The sequence below is a fragment of the Frankia sp. CeD genome, assembly GCF_000732115.1.
Classification (GTDB): Bacteria; Actinomycetota; Actinomycetes; order Frankiales; family Frankiaceae; genus Frankia; species Frankia casuarinae.
The window spans coordinates 23,037-44,218 of the sequence record NZ_JPGU01000012.1; the positions used below are offsets into that span (position 1 = coordinate 23,037).

General features: G+C 70.7%; 19 protein-coding genes and 1 tRNA gene. 12 read left to right on the forward strand and 8 right to left on the reverse strand.

Translation table 11 applies throughout. The features are described from left to right. Window positions 1–641 precede the first annotated feature (641 nt). Window positions 642–3,479 (reverse strand): pyruvate dehydrogenase (acetyl-transferring), homodimeric type, encoded by a 2,838-nt coding sequence (gene aceE / locus CED_RS09515; protein WP_035909954.1) that lies wholly within the window; start codon window positions 3,477–3,479, stop codon window positions 642–644. Window positions 3,480–3,867: 388 nt separating this feature from the next. On the opposite strand from aceE, the gene CED_RS09520 reads away from it, so the two are divergent. Together CED_RS09520 and CED_RS09525 are read left to right on the forward strand one after the other, a co-directional pair. After that, a complete protein-coding gene (locus CED_RS09520; RefSeq protein WP_011437441.1) occupies window positions 3,868–4,272 on the forward strand; it encodes a secondary thiamine-phosphate synthase enzyme YjbQ in 405 nt (134 codons plus the stop codon). A 219-nt stretch (window positions 4,273–4,491) separates the two neighbouring features. Further along, window positions 4,492–4,929, forward strand: a complete 438-nt coding sequence (locus CED_RS09525; RefSeq protein ID WP_011437440.1) for a DUF3052 domain-containing protein — start codon at window positions 4,492–4,494, stop codon at window positions 4,927–4,929. Window positions 4,930–5,188: 259 nt separating this feature from the next. Here the strand turns inward: CED_RS09525 and CED_RS09530 are convergent, their stop codons facing one another. Then, complete coding sequence (locus CED_RS09530; RefSeq protein WP_232235024.1) at window positions 5,189–5,791, reverse strand: DUF4234 domain-containing protein; 603 nt, start codon at window positions 5,789–5,791, stop codon at window positions 5,189–5,191. A 460-nt stretch (window positions 5,792–6,251) separates the two neighbouring features. Between CED_RS09530 and CED_RS09535 the strand changes: the two genes are divergently transcribed. From CED_RS09535 to CED_RS26140, 3 genes are all read left to right on the forward strand, one after another. After that, complete coding sequence (locus CED_RS09535; protein ID WP_011437438.1) at window positions 6,252–6,710, forward strand: peroxiredoxin; 459 nt, start codon at window positions 6,252–6,254, stop codon at window positions 6,708–6,710. Window positions 6,711–6,811: 101 nt separating this feature from the next. Beyond that, a tRNA-Val gene (locus CED_RS09540) sits at window positions 6,812–6,883 on the forward strand. A gap of 417 nt (window positions 6,884–7,300) precedes the next feature. Next, entirely contained in the window at window positions 7,301–7,945 is a 645-nt protein-coding gene (locus CED_RS26140) for a tyrosine-type recombinase/integrase (protein WP_369807812.1), read from the forward strand. A gap of 51 nt (window positions 7,946–7,996) precedes the next feature. On the opposite strand, the gene CED_RS09550 is transcribed toward CED_RS26140, so the two are convergent. Then, a complete protein-coding gene (locus CED_RS09550) occupies window positions 7,997–8,581 on the reverse strand; it encodes a GNAT family N-acetyltransferase (protein ID WP_035909956.1) in 585 nt (194 codons plus the stop codon). After that, entirely contained in the window at window positions 8,581–9,894 is a 1,314-nt protein-coding gene (locus CED_RS09555) for a hypothetical protein (RefSeq protein WP_035910007.1), read from the reverse strand. Before CED_RS09555 ends, CED_RS09550 begins: the two co-directional genes overlap by 1 nt. A gap of 378 nt (window positions 9,895–10,272) precedes the next feature. Here CED_RS09555 and CED_RS09560 point away from each other — a divergent pair, with 378 nt between their 5' ends. The 4 genes from CED_RS09560 to CED_RS09575 all read left to right on the forward strand — a co-directional run bounded on the left by CED_RS09560 (window position 10,273) and on the right by CED_RS09575 (window position 12,746). After that, a complete protein-coding gene (locus tag CED_RS09560) occupies window positions 10,273–10,536 on the forward strand; it encodes a hypothetical protein (RefSeq protein WP_035731635.1) in 264 nt (87 codons plus the stop codon). Window positions 10,537–10,731: 195 nt separating this feature from the next. Then, window positions 10,732–10,944 (forward strand): DUF397 domain-containing protein, encoded by a 213-nt coding sequence (locus tag CED_RS09565; RefSeq protein ID WP_011437433.1) that lies wholly within the window; start codon window positions 10,732–10,734, stop codon window positions 10,942–10,944. Between the two features lie 54 nt (window positions 10,945–10,998). Next, entirely contained in the window at window positions 10,999–11,460 is a 462-nt protein-coding gene (locus tag CED_RS09570; protein ID WP_011437432.1) for a radical SAM protein, read from the forward strand. Window positions 11,461–11,897: 437 nt separating this feature from the next. Beyond that, a complete protein-coding gene (locus CED_RS09575; protein ID WP_035909958.1) occupies window positions 11,898–12,746 on the forward strand; it encodes a hypothetical protein in 849 nt (282 codons plus the stop codon). Window positions 12,747–13,011: 265 nt separating this feature from the next. On the opposite strand, the gene CED_RS23615 is transcribed toward CED_RS09575, so the two are convergent. Beyond that, window positions 13,012–13,902 carry a hypothetical protein gene (locus tag CED_RS23615; RefSeq protein ID WP_131728934.1) on the reverse strand — a complete coding sequence of 297 codons (891 nt, stop codon included), beginning with the start codon at window positions 13,900–13,902 and terminating at the stop codon, window positions 13,012–13,014. 489 nt (window positions 13,903–14,391) lie between these two features. Between CED_RS23615 and CED_RS09585 the strand changes: the two genes are divergently transcribed. Further along, on the forward strand, window positions 14,392–16,302 hold the full coding sequence (locus CED_RS09585) for an acyl-CoA dehydrogenase family protein (RefSeq protein ID WP_011437427.1): 1,911 nt from the start codon (window positions 14,392–14,394) through the stop codon (window positions 16,300–16,302). 68 nt (window positions 16,303–16,370) lie between these two features. On the opposite strand, the gene CED_RS09590 is transcribed toward CED_RS09585, so the two are convergent. Continuing rightward, the gene (locus tag CED_RS09590; RefSeq protein WP_011437426.1) at window positions 16,371–16,793 is read right to left on the reverse strand and encodes a MarR family winged helix-turn-helix transcriptional regulator; all 423 of its coding nucleotides are present in this window, start codon (window positions 16,791–16,793) and stop codon (window positions 16,371–16,373) included. 87 nt (window positions 16,794–16,880) lie between these two features. On the opposite strand from CED_RS09590, the gene CED_RS09595 reads away from it, so the two are divergent. Beyond that, window positions 16,881–17,687 carry an alpha/beta fold hydrolase gene (locus tag CED_RS09595; protein ID WP_035909959.1) on the forward strand — a complete coding sequence of 269 codons (807 nt, stop codon included), beginning with the start codon at window positions 16,881–16,883 and terminating at the stop codon, window positions 17,685–17,687. 91 nt (window positions 17,688–17,778) lie between these two features. Here CED_RS09595 and CED_RS09600 read toward each other — a convergent pair whose 3' ends face one another. Continuing rightward, window positions 17,779–18,195 (reverse strand): Dabb family protein, encoded by a 417-nt coding sequence (locus tag CED_RS09600; protein ID WP_011437424.1) that lies wholly within the window; start codon window positions 18,193–18,195, stop codon window positions 17,779–17,781. Beyond that, complete coding sequence (locus tag CED_RS24690; protein ID WP_162238922.1) at window positions 18,192–18,359, reverse strand: hypothetical protein; 168 nt, start codon at window positions 18,357–18,359, stop codon at window positions 18,192–18,194. Before CED_RS24690 ends, CED_RS09600 begins: the two co-directional genes overlap by 4 nt. On the opposite strand from CED_RS24690, the gene CED_RS09605 reads away from it, so the two are divergent. Beyond that, entirely contained in the window at window positions 18,310–21,162 is a 2,853-nt protein-coding gene (locus CED_RS09605; RefSeq protein WP_084680755.1) for a LuxR family transcriptional regulator, read from the forward strand. The genes CED_RS24690 and CED_RS09605 overlap by 50 nt on opposite strands. Window positions 21,163–21,182: the final 20 nt, after the last annotated feature.

The window sequence follows — 21,182 nt, forward strand, 5'->3', positions numbered from 1 at the left end:
GCGCGGTGGAGTTCATCACGGACAGTGCCGATGCGCTGGGTAACTCCTCCGGGGGGTCCGGGCCGGGCCCGCCGGAACCGGGCGCGCCTGGATGCAGGGGGGCAACGCGGTGGGCCCGGAGAATGAAACCCGAGGTCGCGGGGCCGAGATCGGACGCCAAGGGGTTCGGTGCGCGGCCCGCTGCCCGGCCGGGGTGGCTCGGAGGTACCGATCCGAATGCGGTGGGCCGGATGGGCCGGATGGGCGGGCCTGGAGGCGATGGCCCGAACGCGGTGGGCCGGATGGGTCGGTCTGGAGGCGGTGATGCGGGCGCGGTGGGCCGGATGGGTCGGTCTGGAGGCGGTGATGCGGGCGCGGTGGGGCCGGACGGCCCGGCGGCTCCGGTGCCGTGGGATCCGGTCCGGCGGGNGNGGNGTGGNGGGNTCCNTCGCGCGGGCCCCACCTTCCGGGCCCCACCTTCCGGACCCAGCCACCCGGGCTCCGCGCCGGGTGGGCCACGCGGGGGTCCGGTCCGGCACCGTGACCTCGGGCCCCGGCGCCGGGGAGCCCGCAGGTGGCTCCGTCGGCGCCGGGGAGGTCCCGGATGGCCCGAAGGCCTGGGCAATCCGGGACCTGAGTGGTCCGGGGCCTGAGTGGGTCGGTCAGCCCGAGATCGGCCGCTCGTCCTGCTCGGCGCCGGCCACGATCCTGATGCCGGCCACGATCGCCTCGGGCCCGTCCAGGCCGGCCTTGTCGGCACGCAACCCGAATCGCCTGATCGCGTCCCCGACCGTGGTGGCCTTGACCTCACCGGCCCGGACGAGGGCTTCCAGGGTCGCGACGACGATCGACTCGGCGTCGACCTTGAAGTGCCGGCGCAGGGCGGCCCGAGTGTCGGAACGGCCGTACCCGTCGGTGCCCAGCGAGGTGAACGGCTGCGGAACCCACCGGGAGATCTGGTCGGGCACCGCGCGCATCCAGTCGGAGACCGCCACGACCGGGCCGGCGGCCCCTTCGAGGGCACGGGTCACGTACGGCACGGCGTCGTCGGCCTCGGGGTTGAGCAGGTTGGCGCGGTCGCAGTCGAGCGCATCTCGCCGAAGCTCGTTCCACGAGGTCACCGACCACAGGTCGGCGGCGACCCCGAAGTCGGCGGCAAGGATCTCCTGCGCCGCCAGCGCCCAGTGGATGGAAGTCCCGCTGGCCAGCAGTTGCGCCCGCGGCGGGGAGCCCACGCCGGCCCCCGCCGCCGGAAGCCCGCCGGCCAGGTCCTCGGCCGAGCGGAACCGGTACATCCCGGAGATGATCTGCGCCGGGTCGAGACCCGCGGGCTCGGCAGGCTGCGGCACCGGCTCGTTGTAGACAGTGAGGTAGTAGAAGACGTTGTCGTCCCGCTCGCCGTACATTCGGTCGAGCGCGTCCCGGACGATGTGTGTCAGCTCGAAGGCGAAGGCGGGGTCGTAGGCCACGCAGGCCGGGTTAGTCGACGCCAGGAGCAGGGAGTGGCCGTCCTGGTGCTGCAGGCCCTCGCCGTTGAGAGTGGNCCGACCGGCGGTCGCCCCGAGCAGGAACCCGCGGCCGAGCTGGTCGCCGAGCGCCCACATCTGGTCGCCGGTGCGCTGGAAGCCGAACATCGAGTAGAAGACGTAGACCGGGATCATGTGCTGCGCGTGGGTGGCGTACGCCGTGCCAGCGGCGATCACCGAGCCCATCGACCCGGCCTCGCTGATGCCCTCGTGCAGCATCTGACCGGTCTCGGACTCCTGGTAGGACAGCAGCAGTTCGCGGTCGACGGCCTCGTAGCGCTGCCCGTGCGGTGAGTAGATCTTCGCCGTCGGGAACATCGCGTCCATGCCGAAGGTGCGGGCCTCGTCGGGGATGACCGGCACGAAGCGCGCGCCCATCTCCTTGGTCTTCATGAGGTCCTTCAGCAGCCGGACGAAGGCCATCGTCGTGGCGACGGGCTGTTTGCCGGAGCCCTTCCGGAGTTCGTCGAAGATCTTCGCTGGCGGTTGGGGGAGCGGCTTGGCCCGCACGACCCGACGCGGGATCGACCCACCGAGCGCGGCCCGGCGTTCCCGCATGTACGCGATTTCCTCAGAGTCCGGCCCCGGGTGGCAGTAGGGCGGCAGGTCACCCGACAGGGCCGAGTCCGGGATCTCCAGATAGAGCCGGTCGCGGAACTCCTTGAGCTCGCTCTTGGTCAGCTTCTTCATCTGGTGGGTGGCGTTGCGGGCCTCGAAGTCCTTGCCCAGGGTCCAGCCCTTGATGGTGTGCGCGAGGATGACCGTGGGCTGGCCCGCGTGCTCGGTCGCCGCCTTGTAGGCCGCGTAGAGCTTGCGGTAGTCGTGGCCACCGCGGGAGAGCTTGCGCAGATCGTCGTCGGAGAGGTCCGCGACCATCCGGCGCAGCCGGGCGTCCGAGCCGAAGAAGTGCTCCCGGATGTATTCGCCCGACGACGTCGAGTAGGTCTGGAACTGCCCGTCCGGCGTGGTGTTCATGCGGTTTACCAGCACGCCGTCGGTGTCCTTGGCCAGCAGCGGGTCCCAGTCGCGGCCCCAGACCACCTTGATGACGTTCCAGCCGGCGCCCCGGAACAGCGACTCCAGCTCCTGCATGATCTTGCCGTTGCCGCGGACCGGGCCGTCGAGGCGCTGCAGGTTGCAGTTGACCACGAAGATGAGGTTGTCGAGCTCCTCGCGGGCGGCCACGCCCAGCGCGCCGATTGACTCCGGCTCGTCCATCTCGCCGTCGCCGAGGAACGCCCACACCCGGCTGCCCGAGGTGTCCTTGATCTGGCGGTTGAGCAGGTAGCGGTTGAACCGGGCCTGGTAGATGGCGCCGATCGGCCCGAGTCCCATCGAAACCGTGGGGAACTCCCAGAAATCAGGCATGAGCCGAGGGTGAGGGTAGGACGACAGGCCGCCCGACTCGCCCTCGCGCCGGAAGGCGTCGAGCTGCTTCTCCGTCAGCCGGCCTTCCAGGAAGGCGCGGGCGTAGATGCCCGGGGACGCGTGACCCTGAATAAAGATCTGGTCACCCGAGGCACTTCCCGGCGAGGAACTGAGATGGTCCTTGCCGCGGAAGAAATGGTTGAAGCCCACCTCGTAGAGGCTCGCGCTTGAGGCGTAGGTCGCGATGTGACCGCCGACATTGNACGCGGGGCGGTTGGCGCGGCTCACCATGATGGCCGCGTTCCACCGGATATAGGCCCGGATGCGGCGTTCGATGTGCTCGTTGCCGGGGAACCAGGGCTCCCGCTCCGGGCTGATGGTGTTGATGTAGTCGGTGCTGGTGAGACCGGGAACACCGACCGCCTTCTCCCGGGCCCGTTCGAGGAGCTTCAACATGAGGAAGCGGGCCCGGCCGCGGCCGGACTCCTCGATGACGGCGTCGAGCGACTCCAGCCACTCGCTGGTCTCGGAGGGATCGATATCCGGCAGCTGACTCGGTAGCCCATCGGTGATGACCGAGAACTTCCGGGGTGTGTCCTGCGCCACGCCTTCTCCTGCTCCTCGAGCTTCCCGGGGCCGTCACGACCATGCGAAAAGGTCCTGATCGTATGACCGTCGGCCCAGTGGTCACTTTCGCAACGTACCGGGGTGGAAACATGCATGATCAATGCGCCGCCGCATCCCGGCCGCTCGCTCATCCCATACGACGCCTGTGCTCTGGGTGATGGCCGACCCTCGGTGGCCGAGAGGGGGGTCACCCGGAGAACGGGCCTGTCATGGACCATCGTGCTCTATCGCAGCTGCCTCGTCACGTACGTCTTGTTACTTCCGGGTCGGGACCTGGGCGATGTGCGGTGCGTTGTTGGCATGTCGTCCGTAGTGCGGCCGATGCCGGGCCCCGCCGTGGTGGACAATCACCCTGATGGAGACCCGGATGAAGACGACGACGCTGTCCGTGCGCACCGGCCGGCGAGAAAGTGTGGTGGACCTCACACCCGATGCGCGGCGGTTCCTTGCCGGTTCCGGTGATGGGTTGCTGTCGGTCTTCGTGCCGCATGCCACGGCCGGCGTGGCCATCTTCGAGTTGGGCTCCGGTAGTGATGCCGACCTGCTCGCGGCGCTCGCGGATCTGCTCCCCGCCGACGGCAGATGGCGCCACGCACATGGAACGCTCGGTCACGGCCGCTCGCATGTGATGCCGGCCATCATCCCGCCCTCGTTGACGGTCCCGGTGATCGACGGCCGCCTCGCGCTCGGGGTCTGGCAGTCCATTGCGCTGGTGGACCTCAACGTGGACAACCCCGATCGAACGGTCCGGATGTCGTTCCTGGCGGGATGATTCCGCTCTCTCCGGGGTACTGGCGGGGNGNCACATCANGCTGACCACGCCNTCGCTTGTCCACAACCGACGGCGTGGCACTTGCGCAGTCACCGGAAGGTCCGGTGGACTAGGTCGAGGNGCACCGATCGATGAGGATCATCATTGGATGCGTCCACCGAGACGGGACGCCCTCGCGGCTACGCGGAGCGTCGACATACGAGCAGGAGGTAGTGGAGGGTGAGTCCGACCGCGGCGAACGCCGAGGGTCAGCGCCGAGCGGAGCGGCTGGGAGTCTCCGCCGGGACCCAGGTGCAGTCGCTCAACGAGGACGACGACATCGCCCAGGACCTGCTGGACGCCGTCACGAGCGCCAGCGGGACCGAGCTTGTCCCCGAGGACTCCGACGACGTCGTCGACATCGTCCTGCTGTGGTGGCGGGAGGATGACGGGGACCTGGCGAACGCCCTCATCGACGCACGGCGGCAGCTGTCCGACGACGGCGTGATCTGGCTGCTGACGCCCAAGGCCGGGCGTGCCGGCCATGTCGAGCCGAGTGACGTGCTGGACGCGGTGCCCACCGCGGGTCTCGTCCAGACCAGCACGTTGAGCGTCGCCCAGGAGTGGTCCGGCCAGCGGCTGGCGGCGCCGAAGTCGCAGCGGGTGCGTCACCGCTGACCCAGGGTGCCCGGTCCGGCCCAGCTGGGCCTGGCCGGTCCGGGCCCGGCCGGGCCTGGTCGGTTCGGCCGGGCCTGGTCGGTTCGGCCGGGCCTGGTCGGTTCGGGCCGGTTCCCCCGGTTTCGGGGTCCGGGTCGAGGCAGGCGCGCACCGCCGTGCTCGCGTGCCTCCGGGACGTACGCGGGGTGTATGGGCGTCTCTCGCCGCCGTGGGCGGCGCTCCAGGTGGGCCGGGCGGCGGGCGGTCACCGGTAGGGCGGTCACCGGTAGAGCGGCACCTGCTGGCCCTCGACCGCCCCGGGGTAGCGGTCCCAGATGCGGTTGATTCCGAACTGCAGGACCAGCGCGCCGCCGCCGATGAGGAAGAGAGCGAAGGCCAGGACCGGATTCGTCTCGGCTACCCCGGCCGCACGCTGGGCGTCGCGGACGCGGGTGCCGAGCCGCCAAGCCGCGACGAACGGCGGGACGATGATTACCCAGCCGATCAGGAAGGCCAGCAGCGACAACGTCGGGTTCACCTCGATGCGCCGGTCATACTCGGCGAGTTCCTTGTTCGTCCGGTAGATCCAGACGAACGGGTAGACACCCAGGGTGATCAGAGGAAGACCCAGCCACACCGCGAAGGGGTTACGCCTCCTCCCGAGTAGGCCGGACCCCTGGAACGTGTCGGGGGAACCAGGTGGTCCGGCCAGACCCGGTGTCCCGTAGTCGGGGGTGGCGGGGTAGCCTTGCTGCGGTTCGTGGCCGGTCAGAGACTCACGAAACGCATAGATCGGAAATCCGCCGGTGGATGTGCCCGGCCCGTCGATCGGGTGGGGTTCCCGGGCGGGGTATCCGTGCGGGGTGGAACTCTGATTGGTCAACGTGGCCCTGTCCTCATCGGTGTCCATACCAGTGGTGGCCGCGGGGCACGGCACCATGCCCCCACGCATGTCCGGCGGGTGCGGCTCCCGCGTCGATCGGCCAGACTAGGGCACTCTGGCCTCNAAANCCCGCGCNCCCGCCGCATCGGGGTCACCGGACCGGGAAGGACACCCTTCGTCCCGATCTGATCGCCGTGATCTGATTGTCGAGCATGCGTGTGAACGTCCAGGTCGGGTGCGGTTCCAGGCGGTACGGCGGAGATCCGGAAGGTCGTGTAGGGCACGCCGCGGATGGGTGGCCAGCTTCGAGGTAGCCGGCAATGGCATGCTGGATCGGGACATCCATGCCGATCGGTGAGTACCTTCGCCGGATCTGGCGCGGGGCCCGCCGCCGTAGTGATCACCCGTTGTGGTCACCGGTCCCTGATCAGTTCCCCACCGTTGTGGAGAGGAAGAGCCCATGGCCGTCGAGGTTGGCTCCGTCGCCCCGGACTTCTCGCTGAAGGACCAGAACAACGAGGTTGTCACGCTGTCCGAGTTCCAGGGTAAGCGCAACGTGGTCCTGTTGTTCTACCCGTTGACCTTCACCGGCGTCTGCCAGGGCGAGCTGTGCTCCGTGCGGGACGATCTCGCTTCGTTCCAGAACGACGACGTCCAGGTGCTGGCCGTGTCGGTCGACTCGCCGTTCGCCCACAAGGTCTGGGCCGACCAGCAGGGCTACGAGTTCCCGCTGCTCGCCGACTTCTGGCCGCACGGCGCCGTCGCGAGCGCGTACGGCGTCTTCAACGCGGAGCGGGGCATCTCCCTGCGGGGCACCTTCGTCATCGACAAGGAGGGTGTTGTCCGCTGGAAGGTCGTCAACAACATCCCCGACGCGCGGGACCAGGCCGAGTACCTCAAGGCGCTCGCCATCCTCTAAGATCGTCCTTGCGGGAGCCGGCCTGCGTCTGGGGAGTCGTGGAGGGCCGGCTCCCGCCGGGGCTCGCCGCTGCGTAGTCTTAGTCGGCCTCGTCATCTCCCGGGCGCGTAGCTCAGCGGAAGAGCGCTCGCCTTACAAGCGAGTGGTCGCAGGTTCGATCCCTGCCGCGCCCACGGGCTGGTTCCGCATGCTTGTTGATCTGCGATCAACTGCGCCAGCAGCCGCGATGCTAGTCGGGGGACGACCCCCCGAACCCCCCGACGGGGCGCCTCTGGGGCCGGGAAATCCGACCGTTTGTAGCAACCGGTGTAGCACGCCTGCCGGGCCGCCGTCGGGGGGAGTGGGGCATCTCAGCCGCCGATCAGATGATCGTCGAGACGGGTGAGCGCGGCGCGCTTGGCCGCCACCTCGCCGCGAACGGCGGCCCGGCCGACCCGGCCGAGTTGGAACGCTCCCACGTCGAAGCCTTCCTGGCGGACTACGCGGCCACCCACGCCCCGGCAACCGTGTCCCTCGTCTTCCGGGCGTTGCAGCAGTTCGGCCAGTGGCTCGCCGAGGAAGAGGATCTCGACCGGTCGCCGCTCGACCGGATGCGCCCGCCCGTCGTCCCCGAACAGCCGGTGCCCGTTCTCACCGACGATCAGATCCGGACTTTGCTCGCCGGCTGTGCCTGCCGGGACCTGGTGTCCCGCCGCGACGAGGCGATCATCCGCCTGTTCATGGACACCGGTGCGCGTCGCGCCGAGATCGCGAACCTCACCGTCGAAGACGTCGACTTCACCCAGGACGTGATCCACATCGTGGCGAAGGGCCGCCGGGCCCGTGCCGTCCCGNTCGGGACGGGCCAGCGACCCCGGGAGGCCGGGCCGGCACACCACGCACGGAGAATGGGCAGCATGAAGATTCGGCTCGAAGGCAGCGACCGTGCTCGCCGAGGTCATGGATGTGATCAGGGTGTCGTCCCCGGAGGGGGACCGTCGGTACAGCGCCGTCCGGATGCACCTCGAAGTGCGGCTTCGGGCTGGCGGCCGCGGCGAGGCGGAGGACCCGGCCGCGTAAAGCCTGTTCGACACGCTCCGCCAGGCCACGGAGGCGGTCCGGTCTGTGTGCGCCGACCGTGGATGTTGACCTTCCCGGCTCCGCGAAGGTCAACATCGGCCACCCGGGGGTTCTTTCGCAGTTCCTTCGCACTTCTTTCGCAGCGAGGGAAGGCGGGCCGACCGCGGGTGTTCTGAGTGATCTTATGGCCACCCATACGATCACATGCGGCCTCCCGGTTCGGCCGCTCAGCCTGTGTCGGCGGGGGCGCTGGCCTGCCGGCGAGCGGCCCAGTCGTGGCGGGTGATCGCGTAGATGTTCCGGGGTCTCCCGCCCCGGTCTACCGGACCTTCGGCCAGAGCGAGGCCGAGCTTCTCCGCGACACGGATCGAGGCCGCGTTCTCCGGGTGGATGATGCTGATCAGCCGCTCCCGGGCCAACACCTCGAAGGCATACTCCAGGGCCGCAGCGCCGCCTTCGGTAGCGAGGCCCTCGCCCCACCGTTCCCGGCGGATGGTCCAGGCCACCTCGGTGCCGGGCCAGCCGTACTCCTCGTACAGCCCCACCCGGCCCACGAACTCGCCGGTCGTCCGGTCATGCGCGAGCCACANCCCGAACCCCTGCAACGCCCAGTGCCCCACCTGGAAAGCGAACATTCGCCAGACCGCGCCCTCGTCTGCCGGTGAACCGGTGTACGCGCTCATATCCGGGTGGGCTGCCATCGCCGTGTACGCCGGGATGTCCACGGCTGTCCAGCCGCTGAGGCTCAGCCGGCGGGTTGTCACGGTCGGCACGTAGACCTGGGGCGTGGGCTCGGCCAGTTCCAACGTCATCAGCCCATCAAAGCGGGACGCGGGGCGGTAGTGAGCTGTTCCCGGAAAGAGGTCACCTCCGGCACCGAGCCGTACCCGGAGAGATCGTTGACGAGGCGGCAGGCGCGCGTAACGACGGTGTGCGTAGGCCGGTCCGCTACCAGCTCCAATGCGCGGCTGCCAAGCATCGCGGCTTCCGCCGGGTCCGGACGCTCACGGCGAAGCAGAGTAGTCGCCAGGACCATAAGGGCATGGCCGTGGTCCTCGAAGCCTGTGGCCCGGCCGCTATCGAACGCCTCGACAGCCTGACGCGCGAGCGGCTCGGCCTCCGTACCAGCACCCAGCCGGGCGAGCAGCCCGGCGGTGAACCAGTCGGCGTTCGCTCGGCCGAACGGGGAACTCCCCGGCCGTGGTTGTGTCTCGATGACGGCCGCATTCATGCGTGCGAGCGCCTCCCGCGTGGCCGTCGGGTCGCCGAACGCGGCGTAGGCGCGGGCCTCGTAGGCGAACAGGCGGGCCCGGGNGTAGGGGNGATCCGCGACTGCCCCAGCCTTACGGACGATCTTCGCCGCCTCGTCGTACTGCTGCCTGTAGAAGCACAGAGTGGAGTCCATCGCGGCAACAGACGCCGTCAGCACATCGTCATCGATCTGTTCGGCGTNGTCCCGGGCTTGGATCACGAGTTGCTGGGATGCGTCCTGGTCGCCCATGTTGAAGGCAAGCCGGGCGAGCATGTAAGCGGACAACCCAGCCACACGGGTCAACTTCGCGTGTGCGCGTGGCTTGACCCCGGATTCGATGTGCTTCTCCGCAGACTGCCAGGTCCTGAACACCTCGGGCGCGAGCGCGTCGTGAGGCGTGCTCGTGAAGGCGGCTGCGTGACGGTCCACCGCCCCATCAAGGCTGGCGAGGGTCAGCGCATCAGGACCGAGCCGCGCGCGCCGCCGATAGGTGTCGGCTGCAAGGGCCGCGGTGAGCTCGAAGAACGTTCGCCTGTCCGTCCCCCTCNCCTCCCCTTCCGACTCTGCGGCCTGCGGCTCGGGGATATCTNCCCCCGCCGCGGCGGTCAACTCGGTCAGCCGTACCGCCTTCTGCGCCGCGCGGATTCGTTCACCGAGGTCGGTTAGCTCGCTGCGGGTGCCGAACACCTGGTCGTACGCCTGGAGGATGTCGCGGGTCGGGAGCCGGCCGCGGTTGCGGATGGCGGAGGCGTTCTTCCGGTTGTGGGTGGTGCGTTTCTCCAGCTCAGTGCCTGTAAGGCCCTTCTCGGCCTGGAGCTGGCAGAACCGTTCGGCCAACTGCGCCTTCAGTGCCTCGACCCCATCAGCGTGCACGACGTTTCCCCTCGGCCGTCGGTGCGCCATGGGTGAGACATTTTTTCCCACCCATGGGACAGAAGATCTCACCCTCCCATCGAGGTGTCACGCGCTGTGTGATGGGTCGTGCGCGGAGGGACACACGCCGGCCACCTTCCCGGACCAGCAGAGGAGCGCATCGTGACTTCCCCCATGCGGGCGCCAGGCGGGTCCGCCGGCCGGATGCCCTCCGCCTGCCACCGGGTCCGCCTTGGCCTGCCCCTCACCGCCGCGGGGCGTTCCCTGGCCGGGCAGGGCCCCGTGGCCGGGGCGGGAGGAGGGCCAGCCGCAGACGCGAGCGGCGGCCCCCNCCCNCCCCNCCCCNCCCGGACACCGCNNGCCGTGTGGGATGCTGCGGTGGCTGACCCGGACGGGCCGCTGCGAACCCGGGTCGTCCGTGGGGTCAGGGTCGCTGAGGCTCGCCGGGCACCAGTCGACCCCGAGGGCGACCGGCTGTGGACGGTGGTCGTCCTCGACCACGACGACGACCCGGTAGGGACTGTCCTCGGCTTCCCCTCGCTGGACGCGGCCGACGACTACGCCGCGCGACACCCGGACATTCTGCGCTGGGTGTCGGTGCCGTCCCGGCCGGCGATCCCCGCCGGACTGCCCGGCCCCTGAGACGAGGGGCCGCCTCGTCGTCCACAAACCTGGCGGTCTCCTCCCGCACGGCCCTTCCACCCGAGGTGGGGCGCCTGTCGGATACAGGCGTCCCGGATTCCGGCCTGCGGGTGGGAGGCCCCACGTTCCCCGTCTGCCCCGGCGCCGACCCGCTCCGCCGCGGCAGGCGGGCCCCACCATGAGAGGACCCGTCCCGTGCAGCCGTCCAGCTTGGCCCCGGCCGACGTGACATCGCCGTGGCGCCGCCCGTCACGGATGAACCGGAACGCGGTCGACGTGGTCGAGGTAGCCCGCGGGGAGCACCGGGTCCTGATCCGCTCGTCCCTCGGCCCCCCGATAAGGATCACGCCGCAGGCGTGGGCCGATCTCGTCGCCGCGGTGAAACGCGGCGAGTACGACGACCTCTGATCGCGCCGCCGGGTAGCCGCCCGGAGGTAAACCTCAACGCGAGGGAGCACGATCATGACTGTTGTTGCTGAGGCCCCGACGTTCTTATGGCTGGAGATCACCGGCCGGTGCCAGCTCGCATGCGGCCACTGCTACGCGGACTCGTCGCCGCTCGGGGACCACGGGACGATGAGTGCGGCCGACTGGCGTGCGGTGATCGACGCCGCGGCCGAGCTCGGTGTGGGGATGGTGCAGCTGATCGGAGGGGAACCGACGCTGCACCCCGGCCTGGCCGGCCTGGTCGGCCATGCGCTGGCCGCCGGACTACAGGTGGAGATCTACACGAACCTGCTGCACGTCACGGCCGCCCTGTGGAAGGTCTTCACCCTGCCCGGGGTGCGGCTGGCGACCAGCTACACTACGCGGCCGACCCAGCCGGCCATGAGACGGTCACGGGCGGGCCGGGCTCGCATGCCCGGACCCGCGCGAACATCGCCGAAGCGGTCCGCCGCTCGGTACCGCTGCGTGTCGGCCTGATCGACACCGGTGCGGGTGCGGACATCGACGCCGCACACGCCGACCTGGTCGCCCTCGGGGTCACCGACACCGGCCGCGACCAGGCCCGCGGATTCGGTCGTGCCGCGCCGGCCGGCGTCGACGTGGCCGACACGTGCGGGGGCTGCGGGCACGGCACTGCCGCGGTTCTGCCGGATGGCACGGTGTCTCCGTGTGTNTTCACCCGCCATGCGGTCGCGGCAACGTCCGGCGGACCGGGCTCGGCGCGATCCTGGCCGGGGAGGCGTTCGGCGCCCAGGTCGAGGCGCTCGACCAGGCCCGCCGGCATGTCGGAGTGCCGATGGCGTGCAAACCGAACCCGAAGTGCGCCCCGGCGTCGTCGTGCGCCCCGTCCTGCACCCCGTCCGATACCGGTAACAAGGGGTCGAACTGCCAGCCGAAGGGGAAGTGAGCAGGCGATGAGGTGGGTGCCGGTCCGGGTCGACGACGCCTGGATGGGGTCGGTCTGGCGTGACGGCGCCGCACAGCTCGGGGTGCAGCCGCAGGGCGCGCCGGCCCTCAGCGCGTCCGGGAACGTCATCGGCGGGCCGGNCACCCNCCNCGGNGAGACGGCGNGGCTGCGGGNCGCCCCGTTCCTCGAAGACGCCATGGACGTGGAGCCGTGGCACGGTACCCGCGACGCCGGGCCCCTGACCGGGATCTGTAAACCGACGCTGCTCGACAGCGCCGAATGGACCCNCCCCGNCCCTGTGCCGGTGCCGGTCTGCGCCGAGCTGATGNCCTNCGTGCCGGNCCCGCCCGCCACACCCGGGGATCAGTACCTGGGGCGGCCGCTCGACCTGTCCTCGGCGTGGCTGGCGGACCTGCGTGCATCGTTGGACGCGCTCTCCCGGCAGCCGACCGGGCGGGAGATCTGGGGAAACCGGATCGACCGGTACACCAACCTGCTGCACGCCGTGTTCGGTCGTCCTGCACCGGCCGATGCCGTGCCAGGGTGGGGCAGCACCGAACATCTCGACCTGCACTGGGGCAACGTCACCGTCCCGAACCTGATGATCCTGGACTGGGAGCACTGGGGCACCAACGTCGCCGGCTACGGCGCGGCCCGGTTGTACTGCACCGCCCTGGCCGTCCCTGACGTTGCCTCCCGGATCTACACCACGTTCGCGNACGTGTTGTCGAGCCCGTCCGGCCGGTACGCGATCCTCGTCAACGCNGCCGACATCCTCTCCGACTTCACCCACTACCGGGACGAGGTCGGGCTCTGCCCCGCCCTCCACCGGGTCGCCGCGGAGATCCTGTCCTGATGGCGCCGGAACAGTGGCGGGCTCATGCCCNCGCCCTGGCCGGCCAGGNGACGCATCCCNGCTCCCGCTGGCACGAGCAGATCGCCGACACCCCGCGGCATCTGCTCGTGCCGTCCTGGTGGGAACGTGACGGCGGAGCATGGATGCTGCGCCGGGGTCAGCTCGCCGGCGCCTACACGGACCGGTCGCTGGTGACCCGCGCCGGGCCGGCGCACGCCGACCACGCCAGCGCCAGTGACCGGCCCGAGGGGTGTCCGATGCCCGTTCATGCGCTGGCGCGGATCCCATCCGGGTGGCACCGGGGGCAAGGGGTGCCGCGGGGCCGGCCGGTGTCCGTCCGGTACGACGGGTTGGCCTGCATGACGGCCGGGGAGTGACCGGCGTCCCCACCGCAGGAGCCACACCACGCAGGCAGGCCCGTGCTGGCCGTACGGGGCGTGGGCGCAGACATCCACGCCGTCCATCCCGGTTCGGCGGTGTGCGTGGCTGCTGGGCGGCATTCCGGGCACGTCCCGTCCGGGTGGAACGTGGCCGTCGGGTGGGTGAGGCACACCAGCTTCGACGGGTCACCGGCCGGACCGGACGCTGTGACCCGGGCCTGCTCAGCCTCGAAGGCGCGGGCGGTCTCCTTCCGGCGCAGCGGGCGTCCACCCGGGTTCATGTCGACCGGCCACCCCGTAGCAGGGTCGATGTCCAGGCCGGTCATGCCACGCGGCTCGTGGATCGTCGCGTTCGGGTCGAAGCCGCGCCGCGGCCGGCTGTGGGCGCTGCCCGCACGCGGCGGGACGAACGTCTCCAGGAACCGTGTGGGCGCCGTCTCGACCGCTGTCCGCAGGTAGGCCACCGGATCCGACACAGGCCGCGGTGTGCCGTCCTTCGCCCGCAGGACCATCGCCACCCCCTTGCCGGCAAGGTCCCGGTCGATCGTCTGCCCGGTCACCGCACGGACCAGGTCGATCAGCGTCTGGACCAGGTCGGCACCGGCGGGTACGGCGGGAGCTGACTCCCCGCCTGCCTTGCTGCCTGTGGTGGAGCTGGCCGCGCTGGGGTCGGGAGAGGGCAGCGAGGGGCGGGGATCCGGCGGGTCGTCCTCCGCGGTGCTGGCCTCGATCGGGTCGGGCGGGGTGGTTTCTGCCCTGTGGTTGGGGTTATCCACATACGGACGTTCCGCTGACGGACCATCCGAAACCGGTAGTTCCGCTGGCGTGTTCGCATCACCACTCTCTGGCATGGCCCGGACCGCCAACGGAGCCCAGATCACCCGACCACCCGGACCCGGAACCCGTCTCCGAACGAGATGCCCGGAGGATTCAAGCTCCTTGAGAGCGGCGGCAACGACCCGCCGACCCCAGCCCCGGAACTCGCGCTCGACAGCGTCCGCGTTGACGGTGGCCAAGTACTCGGGTGTGTGGGAGAGAAGCCAGATCAGGATCATCCGCGCGTACCCGCTCAGCGTTGGGTGGCTGATGATCGTGTTGGGGATGGGGGTCCAGCAGCCCCGATCTACACCGCTCGGTGGGGCTCACCCAGCTCGTGCGGATGGGCGCGGTGCGGGTAGGAGTACGGGTAGGCAGGGACTGCATACCGCTGACGGACTGCATACCGCTGACGGACGGGATGCCGCTCACGGACGGGGAGGCGAGACATGGCGCAGGTGGGAGAACGGGAAGCGCGCAGGGTCGCCGAGGCGGCCCGGGAGGCCGAGTGGCGGCTTCCCTCGTTTGGCAAGGAGCTTTTCCTCGGTCATCTCCGGCTCGATCTGATCTCCCCGCACCCGCGGCCGAAGGAGGGCGACCGGCGGCGGGGGGAGGCGTTCCTGGCCCAGCTCGAGTCGTTCCTGCGGGAAACGGTGGACCCGTTGCAGATCGAGCGGGACGGGCGGCTGCCCGAGCAGGTGATCGACGGGCTGCGGCGGATAGGCGCCCTCGGCATGAAGATCCCCGAGGAGTACGGCGGACTCGGGTTGACCACCGTGTACTACAACAGGGCGCTTGAACTGTCCAGCTCGTGGCATTCGAGCCTGCCCACGCTGCTCTCGGCGCACCAGTCGATCGGCGTGGCCGAGCCGGTCCTGGGGTTCGGTACCGAGGAGCAGAAGCGGACGTATCTGCCGAAGGTGGCCCGCGAGGAGATCAGCGCGTTCCTGCTGACCGAGCCCGATGTGGGCAGCGACCCGGCCCGGATGAGCAGCCAGGCGGTGCCGGTCGAGGGCGGCGCCGCCTACGAGCTGAGCGGCCGCAAGCTGTGGACCACCAACGGTGTGATCGCCGATCGGCTGGTGGTCATGGCGGTCGTCCCGCGCTCGGCCGGTCATCGCGGNGGCATCACGTGTTTCATCGTCGACGCCCACGCACCCGGCGTGAAGGTGGAGCACCGCAACGAGTTCATGGGTCTGCGCGGCATCGAGAACGGGGTGACCAGCTTCGAGCGGGTCCGGGTCCCGGCCGCGGACCGCCTCGGGCGGGAAGGCGATGGGCTCAAGATTGCCCTGACGACGCTGAACACCGGCCGCCTCGCCCTGCCGGCGACCTGCGTGGGCGGCGCCAAGTACGCGCTGCGCATCGCCCGGGAATGGTCGCGGGACCGCGTCCAGTGGGGCCGGCCCATCGGCCAGCACGACGCCATCGCCCAGAAGATCGCGTTCACGGCCGCCACCACGTTCGGGCTGGAGGCGATGCTGGAGCTGTCCGGCCTGATGGCCGACGAGGGACGCGGGGACATCCGGATCGAGGCTGCCCTGGCCAAGCTGTATGCCAGCGAGATGGCCTGGCTGATCGCCGATGAGCTGGTCCAGATCCGCGGCGGCCGCGGGTACGAGACCGCCCAGTCCCTGGCCAACCGGGGGGAACGACCGGTACCGGCCGAGCAGATGCTACGCGATCTGCGCATCAATCGGATCTTCGAAGGCTCCACCGAGATCATGCGGTTGCTCATCGCGCGGGAGGCCGTGGACACCCACCTCGCGGTGGCCGGCGACATCATTTCCCCGGACGCGCCGGTCGCGGCGAAGGCCCGCAGCGCCGGACGGGCGGCTGCCTTCTACGGCCGCTGGCTGCCCGGCCTCGCCGTCGGCAGTGGGACGTCGCCGCGCTCGTTCCTCGAATTCGGCCGGCTCAGCACGCACCTGCGCTTCGTGGAGCGCTCGGCGCGCAAGCTCGCCCGGTCGACCTTCTACGGGATGGCTCGCTGGCAGGGCGGGCTGGAGAAGAAGCAGGCGTTCCTCGGGCGTCTCGTCGACATCGGCGCCGAACTGTTCGCCATCAGCGCGGCGGTCGTGCGGGCCCGGATGCTCGACGAGGAGGGCGAGCCGACCGCGACCGACCTGGCCGACCTGTTCTGCCGGCAGGCGCGACGCCGGGTCGAGGCGTCCTTCGCGGCGCTGTGGCGCAACGACGACGCCCGCAACTACACGGCGGCGCAGGAGGTGCTCGCGGGCCGCTTCAGCTGGGCCGAGTCCGGCGTGATGGACCCGAGCGGCGAAGGGCCGTTCCTCGCCGCGGAGCGGCAGCGGGCGGTCCCGACTCGACCGGCCGTCGACCTGCTCGCCGCGGGCTGACCATGTGCGCCTCGCGTGATCATGCCGGGCAGGCGGCGCGGCACCAGAGGGCTTGGGCCGGCCTTCCACTACGCGGTCGGGTCGGGCCCGAGGGCCGCGTCCAGGAGCGCGCCCAGCTGGTCGAGTTGGTCGGCCGACAGGGCGCGGAACGAGGAATCGAAGACGGCGTCCACGGCGTCCTGGCCGGCCGCGCGCAGCCGCGCGCCCTCCTCGGTGAGCCGGTGTCGCACGGCACGGCCCGGCCCCGGAACCCGCTCGATCAGCCCGCGGGCGGCCATCCGGGCCGCCAGGGAGCCGAAGGACTGGTCGGTTTGGAACGTCAGCACTGCGAGGTCGTGCAGCGATGCGTCCGGGTGCCGGTGCAGGTGACGCAGGGTGTCCCACTGCGCGAGTGAGAGTCCCAATGGTGCCAGCGCGCGGCTCAGCGCGCGGTGATGGCGGTACTGCAGGCGTTTGACGGACAAGGCGACGTCCGCGGTGCGGTATCTCACGGCCTGAGCCTAGCGCGTCGAGTAAGGTTGCTTGTATCATGAAGCTGATATAAGGTTGCTTATATTCCTGTCAATAAGAGAGGAATCATGAGTACTCCGATCATGGCCGGCTCCCTCCGGCCCACCCACACCCACACCCACACGCTCCAGGTCGGCTCCGCGGGAGCGGTCGAGATCACCGTCCAGGACCGCGACCGCACCCGGCCGTTTCTGCTCCTGCACGGTGGAGGTGGCACGGTCACCATGACCGGCTTCGCCGATCTGCTCGCCGAGCGCACCCACTCCCGGGTACTGCTGCCCACTCACCCCGGCTTCGGCGGTACGCCGAAGGCCGAAGCGCTGACGGGAGTCATCGAGCTCGCCCGGATATATGTAGCGATGATCGAGCAACTCGACCTCACGGATGTGACCGTCGTCGGCAACNCCTTCGGTGGGTGGCTCGCTGCCGAGATCGCCTTGCAGCAGAGCCCCCGGGTCAGCGGCGTGGTGATCATCGACGGTATTGGTATTGACGTCGACGGCCATCCGATGCTCGATGTCCGCGGTCTCTCGCCTACTGAGATCCGGTCGTTCTCCTTCCATGACCCGAGCAAGATGCCTGCTTCGCCGGGTACCGGCGATGCCGGGCCGAGCCCGGATGTGCGAGCGCTGGTCGGGTACACGGGCCCGGTCATGTCGGACCCGACGCTGGCCGAGCGGCTGGGTGGTCTCGACATCCCAGCCCACGTTCTGTGGGGCGAAAGTGACGGCATCGTTGACCCGGAATACGGCAGGGCCTATGCCGCCGCGATCCCACTGTCGACGTTCACGCTGCTGCCCCGGTCCGGCCACCTGCCGCAGGTCGAGACGCCCGAGGAACTGCTTGGTGCACTGCTCGACGTGGGCAGTTACTGACATCCCAGCTGAACAAGGGAGAACCATCCATAGGTTCGGTGTTGGACGTCAGGGGCTCGGCGGGCCACGGTGTCTCGATTCGTCGGAGCGGTCAGTAGGCGTGCGTGCCGGGAGCGCTGCTGCCGGTGTAGGAGGCAAGACCGGATACCAGCTTCGCGAGGGCGGGGTCCTCCTCGTAGCGACGCTTGTGCAGGGCGGCGATCTTCTCGGCGATCTCCGGGTCCTTGTGGTCGGTGACGTCGAACGACACGAACGTGTCGACCAACGGGAGCCCGATCTCGTCGGTATGCCGGTGGGCGGGGTGCTTGAGGTACTCCCAGTATCCGTCGAGGTCCTCGATGACATAGGTCGCGCCCCACGCGAACTCGCCGCCGACGTCGCGGCCGACCACGAACGAGGTCACCGACGGGATGACACGACCTTGGTTGCGCAAGCTCTCGACCGCTTCTTCCACCTTGTCTGCCGGGGCGTCGGGGCGAAGGGTCATGCGGACCGTGTGGTAGATCATCGGGTGTCGTCCTTTCCTAGATGGGGTGAACGGATCAGCAGTGCCGCGGCGATCGCGCCCGCGAGGGCCGCGATCCCGGTCCAGGTGAAGGCTCCGGCGACGCCGGAGACCTCGATGCCGCCGCGAGCACGGTCGCCCGAGCGGCGCGCGTCGGGGACTCGCACAGGTGGCCCGTGGTCATGGACACCGGGACTCCCGCCGTCGAGTCGGGTAGTGGCTCGACACGAGGCTCGCACTGGTCCGGCACCGCCCGCGTCGGTGAAAACCACCTACATCGGCGCGCATACTGTTCCCGTTGTGGGGACACCGGTCCGGACGTTCGTCGGCAGGGGCGAGGAACGCCGCAGGCTCGAGGTGCTGGTCGCGGGCGCCAAGAACGGCGAGGGCGGGGTGCTGGTGCTCCGCGGCGAGGCCGGCATCGGCAAGAGCGCTCTGCTCGACCACCTGCGGCGCTCGGCGCAGGGGATGCGGGTCATCGAGGCGACCGGATCCCAGTTTGAGACCGAGCTCCCGTTCGCCGCGCTGCACCAGCTGTGCGNCCCGGCCCNGGGCGNCCTCGCGNCNCTNCCCCCGCCACACCGCGCGGCACTGGAGGCAGCGTTCGGCCTCGCCGACGGCACACCAGAGATGTTCCGCATCGGCATGGCGGCCCTGGAACTGCTGGTCACCGCGGCGGGGTCGGAACCGGTGCTGTGCCTCGTCGACGAGGCCCACTGGCTCGACGACGCATCGACACGGATACTGACGTTCCTCGCGCGGCGCATCTCGGCCGAACCGGTGGCGATGGTGCTAGCCGCACGGCACGGACTCGACGAGCTACCGAGCGTCGAGGTGACCGGGCTGGCCGACGACGACGCCCGCCGGCTGCTGGTGGACACCCGCGCCACGCTGGACGAGACCGTGCGGGACCGCGTGCTCGCCGAGGCCAGGGGCAACCCGCTCGCGCTACTCGAACTGCCCGGCGCCGGCGGCTTTGCCCTGCCCGACGCGTCCTCGGTGCCCAGCAGGGTCGAACGCAGTTTCCAGGATCGTCTCGTGCCCCTGCCCGAGGACGTGCGATTGCTGCTGACCGTGGCTAGCGCCGACCCGACCGGTGACCCCGGCCTGCTGTGGGCCGCCGCCGAACGACTCGGTGTCGGCCCGGCGGCCGGCGCGCACGCCGAGGCGTCCGGGCTGGTCGAGCTCGGCCCGCGCGTGCGGTTCTGCCACCCGCTCGCCAGGTCCGCGGTCTACCAGGCCGCCGCCGTCGAGGACCGCCACGCCGCGCACCAGGCGCTCACCGAGGTCACGGACCCGGAACGGGACCCCGACCGGCGGGCCTGGCATCGCGCGCAGGCCGGTGCCGGCCCCGACGAGGACACCGCCGCGGAACTGAACCGTTGCGCCACCCGTGCCGCGGCACGTGGGGGAGTGGCGGCTGCCGCGGCGTTCCTCGCGCGGGCCGCTGCCCTATCCCGTGACCCCGCGCGCCGCACCGAACGCACACTCGCGGCCGCGCAGGCCCACCTCGACTCCGGTGCACTCGACGCGGCGGACGGCCTGCTCACCGCGGTCACGGTGGACGGGACCGACCCCGTCGCGCTGGCCAGGGTGGAGCTGATGCGCGGGCGGATCACGTTCGTGCGCCGGCGCGACGGCGACGGTCCGGCGTTCATGCTGCGCGCGGCCCAGCGCCTCGCCGCGACCGACCCACGGTGGTCGCGGGACTGCTTTCTCGACGCCGTCGAGATGGCCCTGGTCGTCGGCCGGGCCAGCGGGGTCATGGACATGGTCGTCGAGGCAGCGCGCTCGGCGCCGCCGGCATCGGGCCCGCCGGACCTCCTGGACGCGCTGCTGCGGCTGGCGACGGAAGGACACCACGCGGCGGCGCGGCCGGTCCGCGAGATCCTCGCCTCCCGTCCACAGTGGACACGGCGACCGGCGCTCGCCGGGATGCTCGCCGTGGAGCTCTGGGACGCCGAGGCACACGGCGTGATCACCGACTGGGTGCTGGCCTCCGCCCGAGAGTCGGGGTCGCCGCTCACGCTCCGCCTCGGTCTTGGCATGGCGGCGGCCGGCGCGGTGCACACCGGTGACTTCGCCGCCGCCACGTCGGCGATCGCCGAGGAGGAGGCGGTGGCGGACGCGGTCGGGGTGGAGCCGCTGGCGTATCCGCAGCTGCACCTCGCCGCCTTGCGTGGCCGGGAGGCACAGGCGCGGGCGGTGATCGACAGTTTCACCGCCGAGGCGACCGCGAGCGGCACCGGGCAGACGATCGCCAACGCCGACTGGGCCACGGCCGTCCTGAGTAACGGCCTCACCGACTACCCGGCGGCACTTGCCGCCGCCGAGGCGGCCACCCGGCACGGCGACCTGTTCGTCGCCGCGATCGCCCTGCCGGAACTGGTCGAGGCCGCGGTCCGCTGCGGCGAGCACGAGGTGGCCCGGTCGGGTTCGGTATCGCTCACCGAACGCACCGAGGGCAGCGGCACACCGTGGGCGCTGGGCGTCGGCGCCTACACCCGCGCACTCGTCACCGGCGACGAGGACGACTTCGCCGCGGCCATAGGTCACCTCGAGAAGAGCCCGCTCGCCCCGTATCTGGCCAGGGCGCACCTGCTCTACGGCGAGTGGCTGCGCCGCCAGGGCAGGCGACGCGACGCCCGCCGGCAGCTTCGTACCGCCTNCGACCGGTTCGCCGACATCGGCATGGCGGCCTTCACCGACCGCGCCGCCGCCGAGCTGCGTGCGGCCGGCGCCGACGTGCGCGGCCGCACGTCGGGCAACACCGACGACCTCACCGCGCAGGAGACCCACATCGCCCGCCTGGTCGCGGACGGCGCCACGTCAAAGGAGGTCGCGGCACGGCTGTTCATCAGCCCCCGCACCGTCGACGCCCACCTGCGCAATATCTTCCGCAAGCTCGGCATCACGTCCCGTCGCCAGCTCCGGGACCTGCCCGCACTGCGTACCCCCACCGCCAGATGAGTGTGAGCGTGCCGCGTACC

Excerpts from the sequence above, each read along its gene's own strand:
- CED_RS09600 (WP_011437424.1), bottom strand. The coding sequence starts at position 18,195 with ATGATCTACCACACGGTCCGCATGACCCTTCGCCCCGACGCCCCGGCA.
- CED_RS09520 (WP_011437441.1), top strand. The coding sequence starts at position 3,868 with ATGAAGACGACGACGCTGTCCGTGCGCACCGGCCGGCGAGAAAGTGTG.
- CED_RS09570 (WP_011437432.1), top strand. The coding sequence starts at position 10,999 with ATGACTGTTGTTGCTGAGGCCCCGACGTTCTTATGGCTGGAGATCACC.
- CED_RS09535 (WP_011437438.1), top strand. The coding sequence starts at position 6,252 with ATGGCCGTCGAGGTTGGCTCCGTCGCCCCGGACTTCTCGCTGAAGGAC.